Here is a 21,715-nt window from a genome sequence, read left to right on the forward strand (position 1 = left end):
GAGGAGTTTGACAGATGGCCAAGGCTACTAAGAAGGCTGAAGCGAAGACTGTCACGATCGAACAGATCGGCAGCCCGATTCGCCGTCCGGATGTCCAGCAGCGCACGCTGATCGGTCTCGGACTGAACAAGATGCACCGTCGCCGCACGCTGGAGGATACCCCTTCCGTTCGCGGCATGATCCGTGCTGTCCAGCATCTCGTTCGCGTCGTCGACGAGAAGTGAGACGGAGGAAACGCTCATGAAACTCAATGAAATTAAAGACAATGAAGGCTCGACCCACAGCCGCAAGCGCCTCGGCCGCGGTATCGGCTCGGGCTCGGGCAAGACTGGTGGTCGCGGCGTGAAGGGTCAGAAGTCCCGTTCCGGCGTCGCCATCAATGGCTTCGAAGGCGGCCAGATGCCGATTTATCGTCGCCTGCCGAAGCGCGGCTTCAACAACATTTTCGCTTCCGATTTTGTTGTCGTGTCGCTGGCCCGTATCCAGACGGCGATCGACGCCGGCAAGCTCGATGCCAAGACGACCGTTGACGCAGCTGCCCTCAAGGCTGCTGGTGTCATCCGCCGCGTCAAGGACGGCGTTCGCGTTCTCGCCGACGGCGAGATCAAGGCCAAGATCACCATCGTCGTTGCAGGCGCCTCCAAGCCTGCCGTCGAGAAGATCGAAAAGGCCGGCGGCACCGTGACGCTGCTTTCGGCTCCGGCTGCAGCCGAATAATAATCTGATGATATATCGCCCGGGGTGCTTCACACCGGGCGATTTTGCTCCCATATGTGGGCCTCACAAAAACTTGGCTGGCGCGCCCGCGTCATGCCGGTAAGACTCGAAAACAAGGGTGAGGCATGGGGTTGCGTTGCAATCCGTCCTAAGCCCGGTTTTGAATAATTTCATACTGATTCCGGGTCCGGTCTGTCCCCCAGAGACGCCGGAATTGGTAGCGCGGAGAAATGCATGGCTTCTGCAGCGGAACAATTGGCATCCAACCTCAATTTTTCGACCTTCGCCAAAGCCGAGGATTTGAAGAAGCGCTTGTGGTTCACACTGGCAGCTCTCCTCGTCTACCGACTCGGCACGCATATTCCGCTTCCAGGCCTCAATCCTGAAGCCTATGCCCAGGCTTTCCGCGGCCAGGCAGGCGGCATTCTCGGCCTTTTCAACATGTTTTCGGGCGGCGCCGTTGAGCGCATGGCGATCTTCGCGCTCGGCATCATGCCCTATATTTCTGCCTCGATCATCGTGCAGCTGATGACTTCGGTCGTGCCGGCGCTCGAAAACCTCAAGAAGGAAGGCGAGCAGGGCCGTAAGATCATCAACCAGTATACCCGCTACGGTACCGTTATCCTCGGTGCGCTGCAGGCCTATGGCATTGCCGCCGGCCTTGAAAGCGGCCAAGGCTTGGTCGTCGACCCGGGCTGGTTCTTCCGCGTCTCCACCGTTCTGACGCTGCTCGGCGGCACGATGTTCCTGATGTGGCTCGGCGAGCAGATCACCTCGCGCGGCATCGGCAACGGCATCTCGCTGATCATCTTCGCCGGCATCGCCGCCGGCCTTCCCACTGCTCTTGCCGGCACGCTCGAACTCGGCCGCACCGGCGCGCTGTCGACCCCGCTGATCCTGCTCGTGATCATCGTCGCGATCGCTGTCATCGCCATCATCGTCTTCGTCGAGCGCGCCCAGCGCCGGCTGCTGATCCAGTATCCGAAGCGCCAGGTCGGCAACCGGATGTTCCAGGGCGATACGTCCCACCTGCCGTTGAAACTCAATACATCAGGTGTCATTCCGGCAATCTTCGCATCGTCGCTGCTGCTTCTGCCGGCAACGATTGCGGGCTTTGCCAGCACCACGGCAATGCCCTCCTGGGCGACATCGATCGTCGCGGCCCTCGGTCATGGCCAGCCACTCTATATGGTGCTCTATGCGGCGCTGATCGCCTTCTTCGCCTTCTTCTATACGGCCATCGTCTTCAATCCGAAGGATACGGCTGATAATCTGAAGAAGCATGGCGGCTTCATTCCCGGCATCCGTCCGGGCGACCGCACCGCCGAATATATCGACTATGTGCTGACCCGAATCACGGTGATCGGCGCGCTCTATCTCGTCTTCGTCTGCATCCTTCCGGAGATATTGGTGTCGCAAACCGGCATTCCGTTAGCCCTTGGTGGGACTTCGCTTTTGATCGTGGTTAGCGTAACTCTTGACACGGTTGCACAGATCCAGGGTCACCTGATCGCGCAGCAATACGAAGGCCTGATCAAGAAATCGAAGTTGCGTGGAGGAAAGAGGGGGCGATGAGACTTATCCTTTTGGGGCCGCCGGGCGCGGGTAAGGGAACCCAGGCCCAGCGGATCGTGGAAAAGCACGGCATTCCGCAGCTTTCCACGGGGGACATGCTGCGTGCAGCGGTTAACGCCGGCACCGATGTCGGCAAGCGTGCGAAGGCGGTCATGGACGCCGGCAAGCTCGTCTCGGATGAGATCGTCATTGCCATCGTTTCCGAGCGTATCGATCAACCCGATTGCGCCAACGGCTTCATCCTCGACGGCTTCCCCAGGACGCTCGTCCAGGCGGACGCCACCGAGGCGATGCTGAAGGCAAAGGGTCTCGGCCTCTCCGTTGTCATTGAATTCCGTGTCGATGATGACGAGTTGATCCGACGTGTCGCCGGTCGCTACTCCTGTGCACAGTGTGGCAGCGTCTATCACGATACCGATAAGGTTCCGGCTGCCGAGGGCGTGTGCGACAAGTGCGGTTCCACGCACTTCAAGCGCCGGCCCGATGACACCCCGGAGACCATGACGGCTCGGCTGCAAGTCTACTACAAGGAGACCTCACCGCTGATCGGCTATTACCATGCCAAGGGCAAGCTCAAGTCCGTGGACGGCATGGCAGAAATCGATCAGGTGACGGCTGAGGTCGAAAGCATTCTTTCGAAGCTTTAAGGCTTTGAAAATAAACTTGGCGGAACGGTTGCTTTTCAGCAGTGATTCCGCTAAACACCGCGCCAACTCGCGACATTCCATGCGATCGGCGCGGATTTCCCAGGGAAGTCCGGGTGCGGTCGTTTTGACATGTTACGGACGTAAATCTGAACGGGCGGTTCTCAAGAGCCGCATAACGAAGCCCACTTGCCGGATGGCAACTGGAATGCAAGGAGAACAGGCGTGGCACGTATCGCTGGCGTCAACATCCCGACTGCGAAGCGCGTTGTTATCGCGCTGACCTACATTCACGGGATCGGTCCGAAATTCGCACAGGAAATCGTCGCAAAGGTCGGTATCCCGGCCGAACGTCGTGTGCATCAGCTGACGGACGCAGAAGTCCTTCAGATCCGCGAAGCCATCGACCGTGACTATCAGGTCGAAGGCGATCTTCGTCGCGATACCGCGATGAACATCAAGCGCCTGATGGACCTCGGCTGCTACCGCGGCCTGCGTCATCGCCGCGGCCTTCCGGTCCGCGGTCAGCGCACGCATACCAATGCCCGCACCCGCAAGGGCCCGGCAAAGGCAATCGCTGGCAAGAAGAAGTAATTTCCGGGAAACCGGGGTGGGGAGGCTGGCGGTCTGCGCCGGCCTCTTTTGAGTTTGGAGCGGGACCATATAGGCGCCGTTCCGGTGTAGCCGCTGGCATTACGGCGGTGAAGAGATCAACGAAAGGAATACCATGGCTAAGGAAGCCGTCCGCGTTCGCCGTCGCGAGCGCAAGAACATCTCGTCGGGTGTCGCTCACGTCAACTCGACCTTCAACAACACGATGATCACCATCACCGATGCGCAGGGCAATGCGATCGCTTGGTCGTCGGCTGGCGCCAAGGGCTTCAAGGGCTCGCGCAAGTCGACCCCGTTCGCTGCCCAGATCGCTGCCGAAGACTGCGCCAAGAAGGCCCAGGAGCACGGCATGAAGTCGCTGGAAGTCGAAGTCTGCGGTCCGGGTTCGGGTCGTGAATCGGCTCTGCGCGCGCTTCAGGCTGCAGGTTTCATGATCACGTCCATCCGCGACGTGACCCCGATCCCGCACAATGGCTGCCGTCCGCGCAAGAAGCGCCGCGTCTGATCATCGCTCTCGTCACCGGTGAGCGCCTGTGCGCTCCCGGTGGTTTTCAAGCTCGGTTGCCACGATTGGATGGTGGCAACGAACGGAAGGCAAACTCATGATTCAGAAGAACTGGCAGGAACTGATCAAGCCGAACAAGGTGGAGTTCTCCTCGAGCTCGCGCACCAGGGCGACGCTTGTTGCCGAACCGCTGGAGCGCGGCTTCGGCCTCACCCTCGGCAACGCGCTTCGCCGCGTTCTGCTCTCCTCGCTGCGCGGTGCTGCCGTCACGGCGGTGCAGATCGATGGCGTGCTGCATGAATTCTCCTCGATTCCGGGCGTCCGCGAAGACGTCACGGACATCGTGCTCAACATCAAGGAAATCGCCATCAAGATGGATGGCGATGATGCAAAACGCATGGTCGTGCGTAAGCAGGGCCCGGGTGTTGTCACGGCTGGCGACATTCAGACGGTCGGCGATATCGAAATCCTCAACCCCGAGCATGTCATCTGCACGCTCGACGAGGGCGCCGAGATCCGCATGGAGTTCACCGTCAATAACGGCAAGGGTTACGTTCCGGCCGAACGCAATCGTGCGGAAGATGCTCCGATCGGTCTCATCCCGGTCGACAGCCTCTATTCGCCGGTCAAGAAGGTGTCCTACAAGGTTGAAAATACCCGCGAAGGACAGGTTCTCGACTACGACAAGCTGAACATGACCATCGAAACCGATGGCTCGATCACCGGCGAAGACGCCGTCGCTTTTGCGGCGCGCATCCTCCAGGATCAGCTTGGCGTCTTCGTCAACTTCGACGAGCCGCAGAAGGAAACCGAAGAGGAAGCAGTCACCGAACTCGCTTTCAACCCGGCTCTCCTGAAGAAGGTGGACGAACTCGAACTGTCGGTCCGTTCGGCAAACTGCCTGAAGAACGACAACATCGTCTACATCGGCGACCTCATTCAGAAGACCGAAGCAGAAATGCTCCGCACGCCGAATTTTGGTCGCAAGTCGCTGAACGAAATCAAGGAAGTTCTCGCTTCCATGGGCCTGCACCTCGGCATGGAAGTGCCGGCATGGCCGCCCGAGAACATCGAAGATCTCGCCAAGCGTTACGAAGACCAGTACTGAGCGGCGTGAGGAAAAGTGTAAAGCGGTTTTCCGCTCGCACGCCGATCGCAAGAACATAACAAAAGGCAGGCTCTTTCGGCTGCCTTTCCCCGTCAAACAGCAGGCCGATCGCCTGCATGTGCCAGGAAACGGCAGGCCCATTTAGCGTAAGGGCACCTGCATTAAAGGAGAATAGCAATGCGCCATGGTAAAGCCGGCCGCAAGCTGAATAGAACTGCAAGCCACCGCAAGGCGATGTTCGCCAACATGGCGGCTTCGCTGATTACCCACGAGCAGATCGTCACGACCCTGCCGAAGGCCAAGGAAATCCGCCCGATCGTCGAGAAGCTCGTAACGCTCGGCAAGCGCGGCGACCTGCACGCTCGCCGTCAGGCGATCTCGCAGATCCGCGATGCTGCCGTCGTTTCGAAGCTGTTCGACACGATCGCAACGCGCTACGCCACCCGCAACGGCGGCTACCTGCGCATCATGAAGGCCGGCTTCCGCCAGGGCGACAATGCCGCCATGGCCGTGATCGAATTCGTTGACCGCGATGCCTATGCCAAGGGTGCTGCCGACAAGGCCCGCGTCGCTGCTGAAGAGCAGGCCGTCGCCGCTTAAATCTTCCGCTCCGGCGGAAACAAAACAGCCGGGCTCACAAAGCCCGGCTGTTTTTGTTTCTGATATGGTGACGGGACCGGCTCCATTGCGCAAAATCATTCAGGCTCGCTCCCCGCAGTTCCTTCGTCTCGCCGCCCTGTTTCTTGTCATCGTTCTCGGGCTGGCGCTCCGCAGGTTTGGCTATGCGGCCGATCTGCCTTTCATCGTCGTCATGTGGTGGCACTCTGGGGAGCGATGGGTTTATCTGCTCGTGGCGCTCATAGCCGCAAGGTCACGGCTCGACGCGTTTCGGCTGACCACGGGCAGGCGCCCTGCTGCTTGGCCGGATCTTTTCGCTTTGGAACCTGCTGGCTTATGCAATCGGCATGGCCGCGGCCTGCGCCTTTGATCCGGCACGCCGGACTGCGGTAAGCCTGCCGTCTCACGAGGCCGACGCCACTGCGCGATTGCGGGTCCGCCCTTTGCCCTTCTGCTTGTTGCGTGCGATCGGCCGGTAGGAGCGATAGAGGATGAGCGCGATGATCAGCCCGACATAGACGTATTGCTCCAGGTCGAGGATCTTGGTCGAGAGCGCGAAGTGCAGCGCCCCGCACGCGGCGATGATGTAGACGAGGCGATGCAGCCAGATCCAGTTCTTGCCGAGCCGGCGGATCGAGAAATTGTTGGATGTCAGCGCCAGCGGAATGAGCATCGCAAGTCCGGCCATGCCGAACATGATGAAGGGGCGCTTCAGCACGTCGTTGATGACGGCGGCAATATCCATCGCCTGGTCGAGCACCATGTAGACGGTGAAATGCATCAGCGCGTAATAGAAGGTCAGCAGGCCAAGCGCGCGGCGGTAACGCAGATAGTTCCAGCCGAAAAGGTCGCGGGCAGGGGAAACGGCAAGCGTTGCGATCAGGAAACGGATCGTCCAGATGCCGAGGAAGAGCTCGAAAGTCTTGACAGGGTCGGCGCCGAGCTGATCGGTCGCGCCGAGATAGAAAGTCCACGCCGCAGGCACGAGCCCGACGACATAAAGCAGCCAGACGGAGGCGGGCTGCCAGCGCTTCGGGAGGGCGAGCGACAGTTCCGCCATCAGAAATTCGCCTTCAGGTCCATGCCGGCATAAAGGCTTGCGACTTCGTCGGCATAGCCGTTGAAGGGCAGGGTGGGATGGCGGCTCGCGCCGAAGAAGCCGCTCTCGCCGATGCGCCGTTCGCTGGCCTGGCTCCAGCGCGGGTGGTCGACCTCAGGGTTGACATTGGCGTAGAAGCCATACTCCTGCGGATTGGTGACCTGCCATGTATTCTTCGGCTGCTGGTCGGTGAGCGTGATCCTGACGATCGACTTGATGCCCTTGAAGCCGTATTTCCACGGCACGACCAGGCGGATCGGCGCGCCGTTCTGGTTCGGCAGGGTTTCGCCATAGAGCCCGACGGCCAGCAGCGTCAGCGGATGGCGTGCCTCATCCAGGCGCAGACCCTCGACATAGGGCCAGTCGAGTGACTGGAAGAAACCCTTCTGCCCAGGCATCTCGTCTGGTCGCACCACAGTTTCGAAGGCGACGTATTTGGCGCTACCGAGCGGCTCCACCTTGTCGAGCAGCGACGCCAGCGGAAAGCCGTCCCAGGGGATGACCATCGACCAGGCCTCGACGCAGCGCATCCGGTAGGTGCGCTCCTCGATCGGGAATTCCTTGATCAGCGCCTCGAGGTCGAAGGTGCCCGGCTTGTTGACCATGCCGTCCACCTTAACCGTCCAGGGCAGCGGCTTGAAATCGCCGGAAAGAGCGGCGGGATCGCCCTTGTCGAGGCCGAATTCATAGAAATTATTGTAGGTCGTGACGTCCTTGATCGGCGTCGCCTTCTCGTCGACCTTGTACTTGCTCTCAACGGCGGAGAGGGCCGCAGCACTCGCCTTGCCGGCGCTGTAGAGCCCCATGGCGCCAAGCGCTGCCGCGCCGAGGAATTCACGACGCCGCAGATAGATCTGGCGCGGCGTGATCTCTGATGAGGCGATCTTCGTTGGGCGATAGGTTGGCATGTCGAAATCTCCTGGGCGGATTTCTACAATATAGTCTTTAAATGACCCGCCCGCATGTTCGGATTAGTGTCTAAGCCTTGAATATTACAGACGTGAAGCCAATTTTTTGTGTTCGGTCGTGATGGAATAGGCTGTAACAAAACGTCGCGTCGAACCGTATATGATCGATGCGCCTCATGGCGCTTCTCCCCGGCGTACCGGATTTGGGCTTCCCGGTAGTGACAGCCCCCGTCGATTGGATTAGGACAATTCAAAAAGCAGCGTTTGCCCGGCCTGCAGGCTCCATGCCGCCCGGCTTCGCCTGATAATTCCGACACGTTGAGGAAGACACTGATGCCAGTTTACCGTTCCAGAACCACGACCCATGGCCGTAACATGGCGGGCGCCCGCGGCCTTTGGCGCGCGACGGGCATGAAGGATTCGGATTTCGGCAAGCCGATCATCGCTGTGGTGAATTCCTTCACCCAGTTCGTGCCCGGCCATGTGCACCTGAAAGACCTTGGCCAGCTCGTTGCCCGCGAGATCGAGGCGGCCGGCGGTGTTGCCAAGGAGTTCAACACGATCGCCGTCGATGACGGTATCGCCATGGGCCATGACGGCATGCTTTATTCGCTGCCCTCGCGTGAGCTCATCGCCGACAGCGTCGAATACATGGTCAATGCCCATTGCGCCGACGCCATGGTCTGCATCTCCAACTGCGACAAGATCACTCCCGGCATGCTGATGGCGTCGCTACGCCTCAATATCCCGACCGTCTTCGTCTCGGGCGGTCCGATGGAAGCCGGCAAGGTCGTGATGCACGGCAAGACGCATGCACTCGACCTCGTCGATGCTATGGTTGCCGCTGCCGATGACAAGATCAGCGACGAGGACGTCCAGACCATAGAACGCTCGGCCTGTCCGACCTGTGGTTCCTGCTCCGGCATGTTCACTGCCAATTCGATGAATTGCCTGACAGAAGCCCTCGGCCTGTCGCTGCCCGGCAACGGCTCGACGCTTGCCACCCATCTCGACCGCAAGCGCCTCTTCGTCGAGGCCGGTCATCTTATTGTCGATCTCGCCCGCCGTTATTACGAGCAGGATGACGTCAAGGCGCTGCCGCGCACCATTGCTTCCAAGCAGGCCTTCGAGAATGCTATGACGCTCGATATCGCCATGGGCGGTTCCACCAATACGGTCCTGCACATTCTTGCCGCCGCCCATGAAGGCGAGATCGATTTCACCATGGCCGATATCGATGCACTGTCGCGCCGGGTGCCGTGCCTGTCGAAGGTCGCCCCCGCCAAGAGCGATGTTCACATGGAAGACGTCCACCGCGCCGGCGGCATCATGTCGATCCTCGGCGAACTCGACAAGGGCGGTCTCTTGAACCGCGATTGCCCGACTGTGCATGCCGAGACGCTGGGTGATGCGATCGACCGCTGGGATATCACCCGCACCAACAGCGAAACTGTCCGGAACTTCTATCGTGCCGCTCCCGGCGGCATCCCGACCCAAGTCGCCTTCAGCCAGGAATCCCGTTGGGACGATCTCGACACCGACCGCGAGAACGGCGTCATTCGCTCGGTCGAGCATCCCTTCTCCAAGGATGGTGGCCTTGCCGTGCTCAAGGGCAACCTTGCGATCGACGGCTGCATCGTCAAGACCGCCGGCGTCGATGAATCGATCCTGAAGTTCTCCGGCCCCGCCCGCGTTTTCGAAAGCCAGGATTCGTCGGTCAAGGCGATCCTTGCCAACGAGGTGAAGGCCGGCGACGTCGTCGTCATCCGCTACGAAGGTCCGAAGGGCGGCCCAGGCATGCAGGAAATGCTCTATCCGACGAGCTATCTGAAGTCGAAGGGTCTCGGCAAGGCCTGCGCGCTGATCACCGACGGCCGCTTCTCCGGCGGCACTTCCGGCCTCTCGATCGGCCACGCTTCGCCGGAGGCGGCAAATGGCGGCACGATCGGCCTGGTGCGCGAAGGTGACATGATCGATATCGACATCCCCAACCGCACGATCAGCCTGCGTGTCAGCGAGACCGAACTCGCCGCCCGCCGCGCCGAACAGGACGCCAAGGGCTGGTATCCCACAGAAGTACGCAAGCGCAACGTCACGACCGCGCTAAAGGCCTACGCCGCCTTCGCAACGAGTGCGGACCGCGGTGCCGTGCGCGATCTGAACGCCCGCTGACTCATCTGAACCGACGACCTACTAATTAGAAGTCAGGTGCTCTACCGACCGGTCGCTTTCAAAGCGGCCGGTTGATGTTTTTATAAGACTCGCCGAGTTGCTTCAGCCGCTCGTCATAGGCAGCCTTGATGCAAGTTGCATCTGCCCCGCATTCCTGCCGTTTCTTCAGCCAGGCCGTCTGTTCGTCCTGCAATGTTCCGCGCGAACCCATCGCCAGCAGGCCGGAGAGCAGCTCGAAAGTCGTCACCATCTTCACATCGGCGTCGTTGAGGGCGCGGTTGTCGCAGATCGCTTTTTCATCCGCCTTCAATTCTTTCGCATCGCAATCGAAGCTTGCTGCCTGTGCCAGGTTCGATCCAATGAGCAGGATCGCAAAGCCGAGGGCCGCTGTCGTCGTTCTTGTCGTGATCATTCATATGTTCCCATTGCTGCCGGCCAGGTTAGCTTCCGCAGTGCCAGAGCCAGGAAGATGATGCAGATGAGCCAGACGGCAAGGATGAAGATCAGTCCGACCCGGCCGGAGGGACGCTCGGTGCGCCTTGTCGCCTCCATACGAAGCTCGTTCATCACCTCTACTGGCACGAGCCGGATCGCCAGCATGATACCGAGCGGCACGATGAAGAGATCGTCGAGATAGCCGAGGATGGGGATGAAATCGGGGATGAGATCGATGGGCGACAGCGCGTAGGCGGCAACGGCGCCGGCCACCGCTTTGGCATGCCACGGTACGCGGGGATCGCGGGCGGCAAGCCATAGGGCCACGATGTCACGCTTCAGTGACTTCGCCCAGTTTTTGGCTTTTGATATCAGTTGCATGGCCAATCTTCCTGAATCAAATTCACAATGACTTCAACCGGTTTCCAAGACGCCCTCTCGCCTTGTTCTTCCATGCTTCCGCCCTCTTTCCTTTCTAGCGTCGGGCCGCAGAACAGGATGATTTTGGGCCGGTTCGGCCTAAAATCTGAATCCTGTTCGCTATTAAATAGTTAGAGCATGATGCCGTCCGAAAACCGCTCACACTTTTCGGCATCATGCTCTAAAACGTTGCTCAAGAGGATTCAAAAGGGATACCCATGCAAGGCCTGTTCAAGCGCGCCTCCGTCTCGCTATTTGCTCTCATGCTCGTTCTGCCGCTTGCTGCCCATGCGCAGACGGCAAAGGCCATACCCGAGAGCCAGATGCAGATGCAGCTCTCCTTCGCGCCGCTCGTCAAACAGACGTCGGGCGCCGTCGTCAATGTCTATGCGGAAAAGACTATCCGGCGGCAGTCGCCCTTTGCCGGCGATCCTTTCTTCGAGCAGTTTTTCGGCCAGCAGATGCCGAACCGTTCGGAGAAGCAGTCTTCGCTCGGCTCCGGCGTCATCGTCGAGGCGAACGGCACTGTCGTCACCAACAATCACGTCATCGAGGGCGCCGATGACATCAAGATTGCCCTCTCGGACGGCCGCGAGTTCCCCTGCAAAGTGGTGCTGCGCGATGATCGCGTCGATCTTGCCGTGCTGAAGATCGACACCACGGCAAGCTTTCCGGCGCTGCCGATCGGCAATTCCGATTCAGTCGAGGTCGGCGATCTCGTGCTGGCGATCGGTAATCCCTTCGGTGTCGGCCAGACGGTGACGAGCGGCATCGTCTCAGCGCTTGCCCGCAACCAGGTGATCAGGAACGAATTCGGCTTCTTCATCCAGACCGATGCCTCGATCAATCCCGGCAATTCCGGCGGCGCCCTGATGAACATGAAGGGCGAACTGATCGGCATCAACACCGCGATCTTCTCGCGCGGCGGCGGCTCGAACGGCATCGGTTTCGCCATCCCTGCCAATCTGGTCAAGGTCTTCCTCGCGTCTGCCGATGCCGGCGTCAAATCCTTCGAGCGGCCCTATGTCGGCGCAAGCTTCGATGCGGTGACCTCGGAAGTGGCTGAGGCGCTGGGGCTGAACAAGGCCCGCGGCGCGCTCGTCGTCAAGGTTTCGGAAGGTGGGCCGGCGGCCAAGGCCGGGCTGAAGGCCGGCGAGATCGTCACCGCCGTTGACGGGATTTCCGTCGAGCATCCCGACGCGCTGCTCTACCGGCTGACCACAGCCGGTCTCGGCAATTCGGTCAAGCTCACCGTCATCGAGAAGGGCCGCGAGGAGCAACTGCCGTTGACGCTCGCCCGCGCCCCGGAAACCTCGCCGCGCGACCAGCGCACCATCGGCGGACACACGCCGTTTACCGGCGCCGTCGTCGAGAACCTGTCGCCGCGTGTCGCCGACGAGCTGCGCATGCCGCCGGAATCGTCGGGCGTCGTCGTATCCGAGGTAAAGGAGGATTCGCCTGCTGCCCGTCTCGGTTTCGAACCGAAGGATATCATCGTCTCGATCAACGGCACCGATGTGAAGTCGACCAGCGAACTGTCCGAGATCGCCGATAGCGACCCCGGCTTCTGGCGGGTCGAGATCGAGCGCGACGGCCAGCGCATCCGGCAATTTTTCCGATGAGCAACGATCTCTTCGCGCCGCGCGTTCCGGAGGAGGTCGCTGCCAGGCGGCCGCTTGCCGACCGGCTGCGGCCGAAGACGCTTGCCGATGTCACCGGTCAGGAACATCTGACCGGGGAGGATGGCGTGCTGAAAAGGATGATCGAAAGCGGCTCGCTTGGCTCGATGATCTTCTGGGGTCCGCCCGGCACCGGCAAGACGACGGTGGCACGGCTGCTCTCGGGCGAGGCGGGACTGGCCTTCGAGCAGATATCGGCGATCTTCTCCGGCGTCGCCGATCTGAAGAAGGTGTTCGAGACAGCCCGTTTGCGGCGTATGGACGGCCGTCAGACGCTGCTCTTCGTCGATGAGATCCACCGTTTCAACCGCGCCCAGCAGGACAGTTTCCTGCCGGTCATGGAGGATGGAACCGTCATCCTCGTCGGCGCCACCACCGAGAACCCTTCCTTCGAGCTCAACGCCGCTCTGCTGTCGCGTGCCCGTGTGCTCACCTTCAAGTCGCATGGCGAGGAGAGCCTCGAGGAACTGTTGAAGCGTGCCGAGGCGATCGAGCAGAAGCCGCTGCCGCTGACGGAGGATGCCCGCGCCAGCCTGATCCGCATGGCCGATGGCGATGGCCGCGCGGTGCTGACGCTTGCCGAAGAAGTCTGGCGCGCAGCGCGCGAAGGCGAGAGCTTCGATACCGAAGGCCTGACGCGAATCGTCCAGCGCCGTGCCCCGGTCTACGACAAGGCGCAGGATGGCCACTATAATCTGATCTCGGCGCTGCATAAATCCGTGCGCGGCTCGGATCCCGATGCCGCGCTCTATTATCTCGCCCGCATGTTCGATGCCGGCGAGGATCCGCTCTATCTCGGCCGGCGGCTGGTGCGCATGGCGGTGGAGGATATCGGTCTTGCCGATCCGCAGGCGCTGGTGATCTGCAATGCCGCCAAGGATGCCTATGAGTATCTCGGCTCGCCGGAAGGCGAACTGGCGCTGGCCCAGGCCTGTGTCTATCTCGCCACCGCCCCGAAATCGAATGCTGTCTACACCGCCTTCAAGGCGGCAAGCCAGGCGGCAAAGCAGAACGGCTCGTTGCTGCCGCCGAAGCATATCCTCAATGCGCCGACCAAGCTGATGAAGGGCGAGGGTTACGGCGAGGGCTACCGCTATGACCACGACGAGCCGGATGCCTTTTCCGGCCAGGATTATTTCCCGGAGAAGATGGGCCGCCAGATCTTCTACGATCCGCCGGAGCGCGGCTTCGAGCGCGATATCCGCAAGCGGCTGGAATGGTGGGCAAAACTTCGCAAGGAGCGCAATCCGCGCTGAACCGGGCGAACCTCAGGAGGCGCGCGGCGTCTTCTGATTTGCCGGCGCGGCGATCACCTTGACGGAAGATTCCGCCAGCCCGTGATGACCTTCCATATCGACGATGACATGCCAGTGACCGCTTTCCGGAACGGCGATCTTGATCGGCGATTTGCGTGCCACGCCGCCGATATATTTGAAATCGAGAACCTCGGTGAACCGCTGGAAATTCGGGGCCGTCATCAGGCGGACATTGTTCACCGCATTCAACGACACCTCGATGATCGTTCCGGTGCGTTGTTCCCTAAGATCGTAATGGGTGAAGCGGAAATTCGGTTTCGGCATCGGTCTCGTGGCGTCTGAAGTCTCTGCGACAGTATTTTACCAGAACGCCGGTTAAAGAAAAGTTGGTCCATTCGAAGCGGGGCACGAAAATATAGGAACGGCATAAAGGCCGGTGCGAGAAATTCGAGGCGCGGTGTCGGAAAGACATGAGCACCGCCGTCCTTGCGGTATCGATGCAAACATGGGAGCAAGGACATGTCGAAGATGACGCTGATTTCGATGATCGCAACGGCTGCCGCATTCCTGGCAGCGCCCGGTATATCAGGCGCCGACAACGGCACGCCTGTTATAGAGGAGAAGAAGGCTGCAGCGCCGATTGTCAGGAAGGGAAGTCTGCCGGTCAACGGCATCGATTATTATTACGAGATCCGCGGCGAGGGCGAGCCGCTGCTGCTCCTTCACGGCGGCCTCGGGCAGATCGAGATGTTCGCGCCGGTCATGCCTGTTTTTACCGACCACCGGCAGGTAATCGCCGTCGATCTGCAGGGCCATGGCCGCACCCCGCTCGGCAAGCGGCCGATCGAGCTTCCGGCCATCGGCGCCGATCTCGCAATCCTGGTGAAGCAGCTCGGTTACGATAAGCTCGACGTCTTCGGCTATTCCTTCGGCGGCGGGGTGGCGTTGAACATGGCGGCGAACGCGCCCGACCAGGTGCGCCGGCTGGTGATCCTCTCGGCACCCTATGCGCAGAACGGCTTCTTCCCGGAAATGCTGCCGCAGCAGGCGGCCGTCGGCGCCGGTATGGCCGACATGATGAAGGACACGCCGATGTTCCTTTCCTACAAGGCGGTGGCGCCTGACGTTTCGGAATTTCCGAAGCTGCTCGACGCCATGGGCGCACTGATGCGCGAACCCATCGACTATAGCGATGCCGTCGCTAAGCTCACCATGCCGGTTATGCTGATCTATGGTGATGCCGACATGATCCGGCCCGAGCATATGATCGACTTCTACCACAAGCTCGGCGGCGGTCTGCGCGATGCGGGGTGGATGCGGGAAAACATGTCGAAGAACCGGTTGGCGATCCTGCCCGATCTTACCCACTACGAGACCTTCGCCTCGCCCCTCATGGCGAATATGGCGATGACCTTCCTCGATGGCGGCGGTAAGGCGCCGAACTGGGCCGAGCAGGTCGGAAAGTAAGCAAAGACGGCCGGGTTTTCCCCGGCCGCCTCTTTCCTCTGCAATCAGCCCCGCTGGTTTTCCCGATCAAGCTGGGTCACCAGCGCCAGGATCGTTTCCGAAACCGGCGTCGGCACGGCGCTCAGGCGTCCGAGCGCCACCACCATGCCGACCAGCGGCGTGATTTCGAGCGCTTTGCCGCCGATCAGATCCTGCAGCATCGATGTGCGCACGCCGCCGATATGGCGCGATTGTTCCAACCGCTGCTCGACGGTCATGCTGAACCGCGCACCCAAGGCCTCGCCGACGGCGCGGACCTCACTCATCACCTTGCCGACCGTCGACGAAAGGGCGGGATCCGCCATGATGTCGGTCATCAGCGCCCTGGTCAAAGCGCTGATCGGGTTGAAGGCGGCGTTGCCCATCAGCTTGCTCCAGATCTCGCCGCGGATATCAGCTGTCGTCGTAATGCTGAGGCCGGCGCCGGTCAGCACCGCGGCGATCGCCTCGAGATCGGGCGAGATGTCGCCGGAAGGCTCGCCGAGCACGAAGCGGCCGTTGTGGGAAAGCTGGATCTCGCCGGGGTTGATCACCTCGGCACCTTGATAAGCGACGCAGCCGATGACGCGCTCCGGCCCGATCAGCCGCCAGAGCCTGCCGCCGGGATCGAGCTCATCGAACTGCAGCTCGGCATGCCGGCTCTGGGTATCGCGGTGAAAATACCACCACGGGATGCCGTTGAGAATCATCAGAACGCGGGTGCCCTCCTTGAGGAGGCTTGCGATGCCTTCGGCAGCGGGTGCCAGCTGATGCCCCTTGAGGCCGGTGATGACGAGATCCTGCGGCGGCAATGTCCTGGGATCGTCAGTCGCGGTTAGGCGGACATTGAGCGGCCTTTCTGCATCGGCTTCGCGCAGGCTGATACCGTTGCCGCGAATGGCGTCGAGATGTGCCCCGCGCGCGACGACGGAGATGGTGGCGTCGTTTCCGGCCTGGCGTGCAAGCTTGGCGGCGATAGCGCCGCCGAGCGCCCCAGCGCCATAGATGCAGATGGACTTGATGGACATGCTCGCCTCTTCATGGTGGTGATCGAACCTAGATCTAGGCCATGAAAGGCGTAAGGCGAATGCTAATTTGCCGCAAGCAAGGCGAGAGGGGCGCCAGGCGGCGAGCCTTTTCGACGCTCGCATGCTGCTCTTCGATTATCGCTGCCGAACGGCCGGTCCTCTTCTCGCTCGCCAACATGCTGGCGGACCAAGCTCTCTGATATCAGCGAGAAGCGTTGACAGGGAAGAAATCGGCGCCGTCAGCGCGATCCGTCAAGCTGACTGCCATCTGCACGCATGCCGGCGATCGTCTCAAGCGCTTCAAAATAAACCGCCAGGTCGCGGGCAGGATCCGCCGGGAGTGCGGCCGCACGAAACACCTTGCCTCCTGTCGCTTCGACCCCTCCGTCGACCATCAGGTTGTCGGCCATCCCGTGATTTTCGATCGCAATGCCATCCGGTCCGCGTGGGCGCCCGCTCGTCTCATCGATATCGAGCCCCGCATACCAGATAGAGCGAACACGCAGACCATAGTCGTCGGGGTGATTGGTATAGGCAAAGACCGCTTTTCCCAGTGCAATCATGAAGCCGATCTCGTAGACCGTACCCGGGTCGGCGCTGACGCCTCGAAAAGGAGTGATGTTGGCAAGGCAGATCTCGGCTCGACGCATGGCGTCGTCGTTGCGTGCATAGATCTCTGCGGCCGTCCGCTTCACCGGCGTCTGGTTTTCGTCGCTGCCGGGACCGGTCGGCTCGAAGCCGACCTGGCGCGCCAATCGGCGTTTCTCGGCCATGATGGGCATGGCATCCGGAAGAAAGACTTCCGGGCCGGCAAGATAAATGGTGGTCATCGGTATCCTTCACTCACAAGCAAGACGAGGCGCCGGGGGTAGGGGGCAGCCAGGCACGTCGTCCATTTCCGACGGAAGCGCGGCAAATGGCAAGCCGTGCAGGCTGACATTGTTGAATTTTTAAAGCGCAGTCTGACGACCCCCCAGTGAACGGGCTGCTGCCGACTTTCATTCCAGGCACAGCGGAGGGACGTCCAGAGGATCCGCCCTATCTCCGTCATCGAGCAGCCGCCTGATATGGGCGGCCCTCAAGGCGGCCATCGACCGCACCCAGGCCCGGACGGGTGCGGGATGTTCGTGGAATGAAAAAGCTTGGGGTTCGCGCCTGTCACCCTTTTGACTCCGGTGGACGAACCGGCCAAAGATGCCGCCTTGGCCAGCATCGTCGGGAGAGGTTGATGAACGGTCGGATTTTGCCAGCTGGTATTCGAAGAGCCCCAAAGCGGCTCAAATGTCTGTTCCCCGCTTTGGCTGCGCTGATGCTGCTCGCCTCGACGGCGGTCGGGCGGGACATTGGGCCGCAAAGCCCGGCCTCGCGCGAACAGGTCGAAAAACTTGTCGGCCTATGGAAAGATCACTTTACCGGCGCCGATAGCCTGCAGCAGCGGCGGACGGCCTTCAGGACGCTGATGGAGACGACGCCGGGGCCGACGCGCATCCAGGTGCGGCAGGTCGATGCCGACGGCGTCGACGCCGAGCTGATGTGGCCTGCCCGTCTTCATCACCCGATCGGCCAAAGGGTGATCCTCTATATTCATGGCGGCGGCTTTTCCAGCGGCTCCATTCGCACACATAGCCTGCTTGCCGGCTCGCTCGCCAAGGCCGCATCCAGCGACGTTTTTCTCATCGATTATCGGCTGATGCCCGAATATGGCTATCCCGCGCAGATCAACGACGCGCTGACGGCCTATCGCTGGCTTCTCGACAATGGCTACCGGAGCGAGAATGTCATCGTGGCGGGAGACGGCGCCGGCGGCAATATTGCGATCGAGACGGTGCTGCGGCAGATGCGGGCGGCGAAACCGCTGCCGGCGGCGGTGATTGCGCTCAGCCCCATCACCGATCTTGCCGCGACGGGCGACTCGATGACATCAAATGCCAAAAGCGATCCGCTGGTCAGCAAGATGTCAATCGAGAGCTTGCGCAAGACCTATCTCGGCAGCCGATCTCCGACCGATCCCCAGGCGTCGCCGCTCTATGCCGACATGACTGGTTTTCCGCCGCTGCTGCTGCAGGTCGGCGCCGGCGAAGTCCTGCTGGACGACACGCTGCGGCTCGCCGACAAGGCGCGCCAGGCGGGGGTGGATGTCACCACCGAGGTCTGGCCGGGCATGCCCCATCAATGGCAGCTGTTTCCCTCTCTGCTCGACGATGCCGATCGGTCGAGCCAGAATATCGCCGAATTTGCGATCCGGCATTTTGCGGACAAACCGCAGGAGTAGGGGCGGCAGGACCAGGCGTCCCCTGGCACCTCCGTCATCGCATCATTGCGAGCGAGACGGTGACGGCGCCAGAGGCCGCTCGACTTCCCGGCCGACGCTGAGCGCCTTTCGCACATTCGGCTCCAGCCGCTCCATATAGGCGTGGTCGGGTGCAGCACCCAGCGCATCCAGCATTTTCGAGAAGAAACACCGGGCCGCTGCCGCAGCCGTGACGTCGAAGACATCGGCGTCGCTCAAGCCGTGCTTTTTTAGCCCGTCTATATCCTGCTGGGTCACCGACGTCGCATCGCGCGCCACCTTGGCGGCAAAAGCCATGATCGCGCGTTCGCCGGCATCGATCGGCGCCTTCTCCGTCTCGTTGACAACAGCCGTCAGCCCGTCGCTGGTGAAACCCTCGCGCAGCAGCACCGAGCCGTGCGCCAGCATGCAATAGGAGGATTTGAGCTCCTTGGCTGCCGCCAGCGTCACCAGTTCGTAGCGCCGCAAGCTCATATGACCGCGAATGCTCGAAAGCAGCGCCGCCCAGCTCTCCATCACCTCCGGCCGATGGCCGAAGGCCCGATACATGTTCGGCAGATAACCATAATTCGCCTCGGCCGACGCATACATCGACGTCGTCTTCTCGCTGGCGGATGCGTTGGGGGTGTGAATGAAAGCCATGGCATGATCCTCCTCTATCCGTGAGAAGGATAGGGTAGATAAGCAGGACAGCAATCCTGAAACGTCAGGCAGCGTCATTGGTCGCGGAAGCGTTACCACTTCTCTTGATCGGAAGAGTTACGGTGAATGTCGATCCGCATCCTCTTGCGCTTCGAACCTCTATCGAGCCGTTGTGCAGTTCGATGATCTGCTTCACCAGATTGAGGCCGATACCGGTTCCGGCAATGCCGGTCGAAGTCCGGGCACGAAAATAGCGCTGGAACAGCCGGGGCACGTCTTCGGCATCGATCCCCACGCCATCATCGCTGATCGAAACTTTGACGTTTCCCGTCTCTGCCCATGCGGTGACGCGAATTTCGGAGGTTCCAGGCGCGTATTTGACGGCATTGGAAAGCAGGTTGGTAAAGACCTGTCCCAAAGTCCGGGGATCGGCATCGATGAACTCCGGCAGCCCATCGATATCCAACACAAAGCTGTGCGACTTTGCGATCGTCGATTGCCGCTCGCAACAGGTTTTTATCAATGATCTCAAGGCGCAGGAATCGTAGTTGATATCGATCTTGCCGGTATCAAGGCGTCCGGCAGACAGGATGCTCTCCATAAGATCGACAATCCGGGTCACCGATGCGCGGATTTGATCGACCTTGTCGCTGAGAAATGGGGGCTCGACCGCCCCCCTTTTTCGCAGCAGCCGCTGGGCAGCAGCGTCGATGATTGCAAGCGGGGTCCTGAATTCATGGGATGCCATCGCTACGAACTGCCGTTGCAATTCGTTGATGTTGCGCTCCTGCGCCAGCATGCGCTCGAGTTCCCGCGCCTGCCGCTCGACTTCTGCCGTGCGGCTCCGCACCGTCGCTTCGAGCTGATCGTGATGCCGGCGCAGCTCTTCCGCCAGCCGGACGGTCTTGGTGACATCCTCATGGGTGGCCACGTATCCACCGCTTTGCATCGGATTATGGGTGATCTTGATAACGCGCCCATCGGCCAGGACAATGTTCTGGCTGGCCGGCGCACCGCGGGCTGTCGCTTCGAAGACCACATCAAAATAGGTCGTGGTATCGGCCGGGCCATTTCCCTCCCGGCTGCGATAGGCCAGGATATCCACAAGTGGTGTTCCCGGTTGCGTCAGCAGGTCCGGCAGATTGTACATCCGCGCGTAGGATGCGTTGCACAGTATCAGGTTCTTTGTTGAATCGAACATGCACAGCCCATGTGGCATGTTGCTGAGGGCTGCGTCGAACCGGCGATGTTGTTCGGTCAGGCTGTCTTCGACGCGAATGAGGGTCGAGATGTCTTCGTAGCTGAGGATCCAGCCTCCATCCTTCGACGGCGCGCAGGTCAATGCGACCATCCCTCCGTCGGAAAGGGCAAATTGAGACGTGGGCGGCCCCCCGATCGTCGTCCGCCGGGATGCCACTGCACGGCAATCGGCGGTGCCCGGCAATCCGTCGATATTCATGCCTTTGCGAATGGCGCCTTGCGGAAGGCCGAGAATATCAAGCGTGCGCGAATTGAAAGCCGTCACCGTACCGGCAGGATCAAGCAGAACGATACCCTGAGGCAGGCTCTCCAGAATGGATTCAAACGAGTGTGACATCATCCGGCCCTGCTTCAGATCTGGCGCGTTGCACGTATCCATAGCATTCGTCAGAAACGATAAAGTTTCGCTAATGTCTATCGGTGGGAATTGCTCGACGGAAGCCTGGAGATCCTCCTGTCGTTTTGAGATGGGCGAACCAGCGTTCCAGGGTGTTCAAGCTTGCATCGAGAGGCGTGGGAGCCTCTCCTACCATGTCAACGAATTCGTGGAAAAGCCGATGTGCTCCGAGAGGGGATCGCGCGCTCGATTTAGCCGAGTTTGGCGAGTTGCTCATCCAGAAGGTCAAGGCTGTCCTCTCCGACCTCGTTGACGTCACTCGGCATGGGCTCACCGGTCTCCTGGTAAACAAGCCAGGCAACATACATGATTGCCGTCGTCAGCGCGTTCCAGCCGTCTTCGCTGGGCTTGCCGACCGCCTCTGAGAGCCGACGGAGCGTCCCGCGCTCATCGTCGCTGTAGATAAGATCGGAGAAGTATCGGCCCGTCAGGCGTCCGCCATCACCCCAATTGCGGATTGCCGCCAAGGCGGCTTCGGCTTCGGGCGCATGAGGTTCGGTGCGCTCGATTTGTGCGACCAAAGACGCGGCGATGGCTGCCAAGCGCCGCGCCTGTTCGTGGCGGCAGAACGGTCAGCTCGGTGCGCAATTTCATGTCTCCATGGTCTCCACTGGGCTTGTCGCAACGTCTATTAACACAGAATAGAAGCCCTTCCTGCTTTTGCCGGAAGGTCCGCCGATTGCGCCGCATTGATCGCTTCGATGGAAATACCGGGCGAGCCTGAATCTTCCACATTTTTGCTGCCAACGCATCGGGCGGTTGTGCTCCACGCACGATTTTGCAGGTCGAAAAATATCGACATATGCCTCTCAGTCATGGTCATATTTTAGATCGTTCCAATTTTTAGGATGAGATTCCGGTAGTC

23 protein-coding genes and 2 pseudogenes are annotated in these 21,715 nt (G+C 60.7%); 14 read left to right on the forward strand and 11 right to left on the reverse strand.

What is annotated here, in order from left to right:
• Positions 1-14: 14 nt before the first annotated feature.
• From rpmD to V8P77_RS24160, 9 genes and pseudogenes are all read left to right on the forward strand, one after another.
• A complete protein-coding gene (gene rpmD / locus V8P77_RS24120) occupies positions 15-224 on the forward strand; it encodes a 50S ribosomal protein L30 (protein ID WP_003547566.1) in 210 nt (69 codons plus the stop codon).
• Positions 225-240: 16 nt separating this feature from the next.
• Positions 241-717: a 50S ribosomal protein L15 gene (gene rplO, locus V8P77_RS24125; RefSeq protein ID WP_003547567.1), complete on the forward strand. Its 477-nt coding sequence runs from the start codon at positions 241-243 to the stop codon at positions 715-717.
• Positions 718-951: 234 nt separating this feature from the next.
• The gene (secY, locus tag V8P77_RS24130; RefSeq protein WP_003547569.1) at positions 952-2,292 is read left to right on the forward strand and encodes a preprotein translocase subunit SecY; all 1,341 of its coding nucleotides are present in this window, start codon (positions 952-954) and stop codon (positions 2,290-2,292) included.
• A complete protein-coding gene (locus V8P77_RS24135; RefSeq protein WP_017963910.1) occupies positions 2,289-2,939 on the forward strand; it encodes an adenylate kinase in 651 nt (216 codons plus the stop codon). Before secY ends, V8P77_RS24135 begins: the two co-directional genes overlap by 4 nt.
• A gap of 222 nt (positions 2,940-3,161) precedes the next feature.
• The gene (gene rpsM, locus V8P77_RS24140; RefSeq protein ID WP_011651425.1) at positions 3,162-3,530 is read left to right on the forward strand and encodes a 30S ribosomal protein S13; all 369 of its coding nucleotides are present in this window, start codon (positions 3,162-3,164) and stop codon (positions 3,528-3,530) included.
• 133 nt (positions 3,531-3,663) lie between these two features.
• On the forward strand, positions 3,664-4,053 hold the full coding sequence (gene rpsK / locus V8P77_RS24145) for a 30S ribosomal protein S11 (RefSeq protein WP_003547577.1): 390 nt from the start codon (positions 3,664-3,666) through the stop codon (positions 4,051-4,053).
• A 97-nt stretch (positions 4,054-4,150) separates the two neighbouring features.
• The gene (locus V8P77_RS24150; RefSeq protein WP_003547579.1) at positions 4,151-5,161 is read left to right on the forward strand and encodes a DNA-directed RNA polymerase subunit alpha; all 1,011 of its coding nucleotides are present in this window, start codon (positions 4,151-4,153) and stop codon (positions 5,159-5,161) included.
• Positions 5,162-5,338: 177 nt separating this feature from the next.
• Positions 5,339-5,761 carry a 50S ribosomal protein L17 gene (gene rplQ, locus V8P77_RS24155; RefSeq protein WP_003558556.1) on the forward strand — a complete coding sequence of 141 codons (423 nt, stop codon included), beginning with the start codon at positions 5,339-5,341 and terminating at the stop codon, positions 5,759-5,761.
• 85 nt (positions 5,762-5,846) lie between these two features.
• Positions 5,847-6,171, forward strand: a pseudogene (locus V8P77_RS24160) (DUF2809 domain-containing protein); the annotation flags it as partial.
• Positions 6,172-6,182: 11 nt separating this feature from the next.
• Here V8P77_RS24160 and msrQ read toward each other — a convergent pair.
• Together msrQ and msrP are read right to left on the reverse strand one after the other, a co-directional pair.
• Positions 6,183-6,839 (reverse strand): protein-methionine-sulfoxide reductase heme-binding subunit MsrQ, encoded by a 657-nt coding sequence (msrQ, locus tag V8P77_RS24165; protein ID WP_335914539.1) that lies wholly within the window; start codon positions 6,837-6,839, stop codon positions 6,183-6,185.
• Complete coding sequence (gene msrP / locus V8P77_RS24170) at positions 6,839-7,786, reverse strand: protein-methionine-sulfoxide reductase catalytic subunit MsrP (RefSeq protein ID WP_077976460.1); 948 nt, start codon at positions 7,784-7,786, stop codon at positions 6,839-6,841. Before msrP ends, msrQ begins: the two co-directional genes overlap by 1 nt.
• 333 nt (positions 7,787-8,119) lie before the next feature.
• On the opposite strand from msrP, the gene ilvD reads away from it, so the two are divergent.
• The gene (gene ilvD, locus V8P77_RS24175) at positions 8,120-9,958 is read left to right on the forward strand and encodes a dihydroxy-acid dehydratase (RefSeq protein ID WP_077976461.1); all 1,839 of its coding nucleotides are present in this window, start codon (positions 8,120-8,122) and stop codon (positions 9,956-9,958) included.
• A 58-nt stretch (positions 9,959-10,016) separates the two neighbouring features.
• Here ilvD and V8P77_RS24180 read toward each other — a convergent pair whose 3' ends face one another.
• On the reverse strand, positions 10,017-10,370 hold the full coding sequence (locus V8P77_RS24180; RefSeq protein ID WP_011651430.1) for a lysozyme inhibitor LprI family protein: 354 nt from the start codon (positions 10,368-10,370) through the stop codon (positions 10,017-10,019).
• The gene (locus V8P77_RS24185; protein WP_335914540.1) at positions 10,367-10,774 is read right to left on the reverse strand and encodes a YkvA family protein; all 408 of its coding nucleotides are present in this window, start codon (positions 10,772-10,774) and stop codon (positions 10,367-10,369) included. The genes V8P77_RS24180 and V8P77_RS24185 overlap by 4 nt, the downstream gene beginning before the upstream one ends.
• Positions 10,775-11,031: 257 nt before the next feature.
• Here V8P77_RS24185 and V8P77_RS24190 point away from each other — a divergent pair, with 257 nt between their 5' ends.
• Positions 11,032-12,435: a DegQ family serine endoprotease gene (locus V8P77_RS24190; RefSeq protein ID WP_335914541.1), complete on the forward strand. Its 1,404-nt coding sequence runs from the start codon at positions 11,032-11,034 to the stop codon at positions 12,433-12,435.
• Complete coding sequence (locus V8P77_RS24195) at positions 12,432-13,748, forward strand: replication-associated recombination protein A (protein ID WP_335914542.1); 1,317 nt, start codon at positions 12,432-12,434, stop codon at positions 13,746-13,748. The genes V8P77_RS24190 and V8P77_RS24195 overlap by 4 nt, the downstream gene beginning before the upstream one ends.
• 12 nt (positions 13,749-13,760) lie before the next feature.
• Here V8P77_RS24195 and V8P77_RS24200 read toward each other — a convergent pair whose 3' ends face one another.
• On the reverse strand, positions 13,761-14,072 hold the full coding sequence (locus tag V8P77_RS24200; protein WP_017960044.1) for a DUF1883 domain-containing protein: 312 nt from the start codon (positions 14,070-14,072) through the stop codon (positions 13,761-13,763).
• 195 nt (positions 14,073-14,267) lie between these two features.
• Between V8P77_RS24200 and V8P77_RS24205 the strand changes: the two genes are divergently transcribed.
• On the forward strand, positions 14,268-15,215 hold the full coding sequence (locus tag V8P77_RS24205; RefSeq protein WP_168282603.1) for an alpha/beta fold hydrolase: 948 nt from the start codon (positions 14,268-14,270) through the stop codon (positions 15,213-15,215).
• A gap of 44 nt (positions 15,216-15,259) precedes the next feature.
• Here the strand turns inward: V8P77_RS24205 and V8P77_RS24210 are convergent, their stop codons facing one another.
• The gene (locus V8P77_RS24210; RefSeq protein ID WP_335914543.1) at positions 15,260-16,261 is read right to left on the reverse strand and encodes a ketopantoate reductase family protein; all 1,002 of its coding nucleotides are present in this window, start codon (positions 16,259-16,261) and stop codon (positions 15,260-15,262) included.
• A 239-nt stretch (positions 16,262-16,500) separates the two neighbouring features.
• A complete protein-coding gene (locus V8P77_RS24215) occupies positions 16,501-17,091 on the reverse strand; it encodes a nucleoside 2-deoxyribosyltransferase (protein WP_335914544.1) in 591 nt (196 codons plus the stop codon).
• A gap of 467 nt (positions 17,092-17,558) precedes the next feature.
• Here V8P77_RS24215 and V8P77_RS24220 point away from each other — a divergent pair, with 467 nt between their 5' ends.
• A complete protein-coding gene (locus V8P77_RS24220) occupies positions 17,559-18,533 on the forward strand; it encodes an alpha/beta hydrolase (RefSeq protein WP_206105888.1) in 975 nt (324 codons plus the stop codon).
• A 42-nt stretch (positions 18,534-18,575) separates the two neighbouring features.
• On the opposite strand, the gene V8P77_RS24225 is transcribed toward V8P77_RS24220, so the two are convergent.
• From V8P77_RS24225 to V8P77_RS24240, 4 genes and pseudogenes are all read right to left on the reverse strand, one after another.
• Entirely contained in the window at positions 18,576-19,193 is a 618-nt protein-coding gene (locus V8P77_RS24225) for a carboxymuconolactone decarboxylase family protein (protein ID WP_025394157.1), read from the reverse strand.
• A 64-nt stretch (positions 19,194-19,257) separates the two neighbouring features.
• Entirely contained in the window at positions 19,258-20,793 is a 1,536-nt protein-coding gene (locus tag V8P77_RS24230; RefSeq protein WP_335914545.1) for a sensor histidine kinase, read from the reverse strand.
• Positions 20,794-21,041: 248 nt separating this feature from the next.
• Positions 21,042-21,444, reverse strand: a pseudogene (locus V8P77_RS24235) (Imm6 family immunity protein).
• Positions 21,445-21,481: 37 nt separating this feature from the next.
• On the reverse strand, positions 21,482-21,673 hold the full coding sequence (locus V8P77_RS24240; protein WP_222283629.1) for a hypothetical protein: 192 nt from the start codon (positions 21,671-21,673) through the stop codon (positions 21,482-21,484).
• Between the last annotated feature and the right edge of the window lie 42 nt (positions 21,674-21,715).

The organism is Rhizobium aouanii (genome assembly GCF_037002925.1).
GTDB classification, from domain to species: Bacteria; Pseudomonadota; Alphaproteobacteria; order Rhizobiales; family Rhizobiaceae; genus Rhizobium; species Rhizobium aouanii.

Coding starts and splice junctions, on each gene's coding strand:
- rpmD (WP_003547566.1), top strand. CDS start 15: ATGGCCAAGGCTACTAAGAAGGCTGAAGCGAAGACTGTCACGATCGAA.
- rplO (WP_003547567.1), top strand. CDS start 241: ATGAAACTCAATGAAATTAAAGACAATGAAGGCTCGACCCACAGCCGC.
- secY (WP_003547569.1), top strand. CDS start 952: ATGGCTTCTGCAGCGGAACAATTGGCATCCAACCTCAATTTTTCGACC.
- V8P77_RS24135 (WP_017963910.1), top strand. CDS start 2,289: ATGAGACTTATCCTTTTGGGGCCGCCGGGCGCGGGTAAGGGAACCCAG.
- rpsK (WP_003547577.1), top strand. CDS start 3,664: ATGGCTAAGGAAGCCGTCCGCGTTCGCCGTCGCGAGCGCAAGAACATC.
- V8P77_RS24150 (WP_003547579.1), top strand. CDS start 4,151: ATGATTCAGAAGAACTGGCAGGAACTGATCAAGCCGAACAAGGTGGAG.
- rplQ (WP_003558556.1), top strand. CDS start 5,339: ATGCGCCATGGTAAAGCCGGCCGCAAGCTGAATAGAACTGCAAGCCAC.
- msrQ (WP_335914539.1), bottom strand. CDS start 6,839: ATGGCGGAACTGTCGCTCGCCCTCCCGAAGCGCTGGCAGCCCGCCTCC.
- msrP (WP_077976460.1), bottom strand. CDS start 7,786: ATGCCAACCTATCGCCCAACGAAGATCGCCTCATCAGAGATCACGCCG.
- ilvD (WP_077976461.1), top strand. CDS start 8,120: ATGCCAGTTTACCGTTCCAGAACCACGACCCATGGCCGTAACATGGCG.
- V8P77_RS24180 (WP_011651430.1), bottom strand. CDS start 10,370: ATGATCACGACAAGAACGACGACAGCGGCCCTCGGCTTTGCGATCCTG.
- V8P77_RS24185 (WP_335914540.1), bottom strand. CDS start 10,774: ATGCAACTGATATCAAAAGCCAAAAACTGGGCGAAGTCACTGAAGCGT.
- V8P77_RS24190 (WP_335914541.1), top strand. CDS start 11,032: ATGCAAGGCCTGTTCAAGCGCGCCTCCGTCTCGCTATTTGCTCTCATG.
- V8P77_RS24195 (WP_335914542.1), top strand. CDS start 12,432: ATGAGCAACGATCTCTTCGCGCCGCGCGTTCCGGAGGAGGTCGCTGCC.
- V8P77_RS24200 (WP_017960044.1), bottom strand. CDS start 14,072: ATGCCGAAACCGAATTTCCGCTTCACCCATTACGATCTTAGGGAACAA.
- V8P77_RS24205 (WP_168282603.1), top strand. CDS start 14,268: ATGTCGAAGATGACGCTGATTTCGATGATCGCAACGGCTGCCGCATTC.
- V8P77_RS24210 (WP_335914543.1), bottom strand. CDS start 16,261: ATGTCCATCAAGTCCATCTGCATCTATGGCGCTGGGGCGCTCGGCGGC.
- V8P77_RS24215 (WP_335914544.1), bottom strand. CDS start 17,091: ATGACCACCATTTATCTTGCCGGCCCGGAAGTCTTTCTTCCGGATGCC.
- V8P77_RS24225 (WP_025394157.1), bottom strand. CDS start 19,193: ATGGCTTTCATTCACACCCCCAACGCATCCGCCAGCGAGAAGACGACG.
- V8P77_RS24230 (WP_335914545.1), bottom strand. CDS start 20,793: ATGATGTCACACTCGTTTGAATCCATTCTGGAGAGCCTGCCTCAGGGT.
- V8P77_RS24240 (WP_222283629.1), bottom strand. CDS start 21,673: ATGACCATGACTGAGAGGCATATGTCGATATTTTTCGACCTGCAAAAT.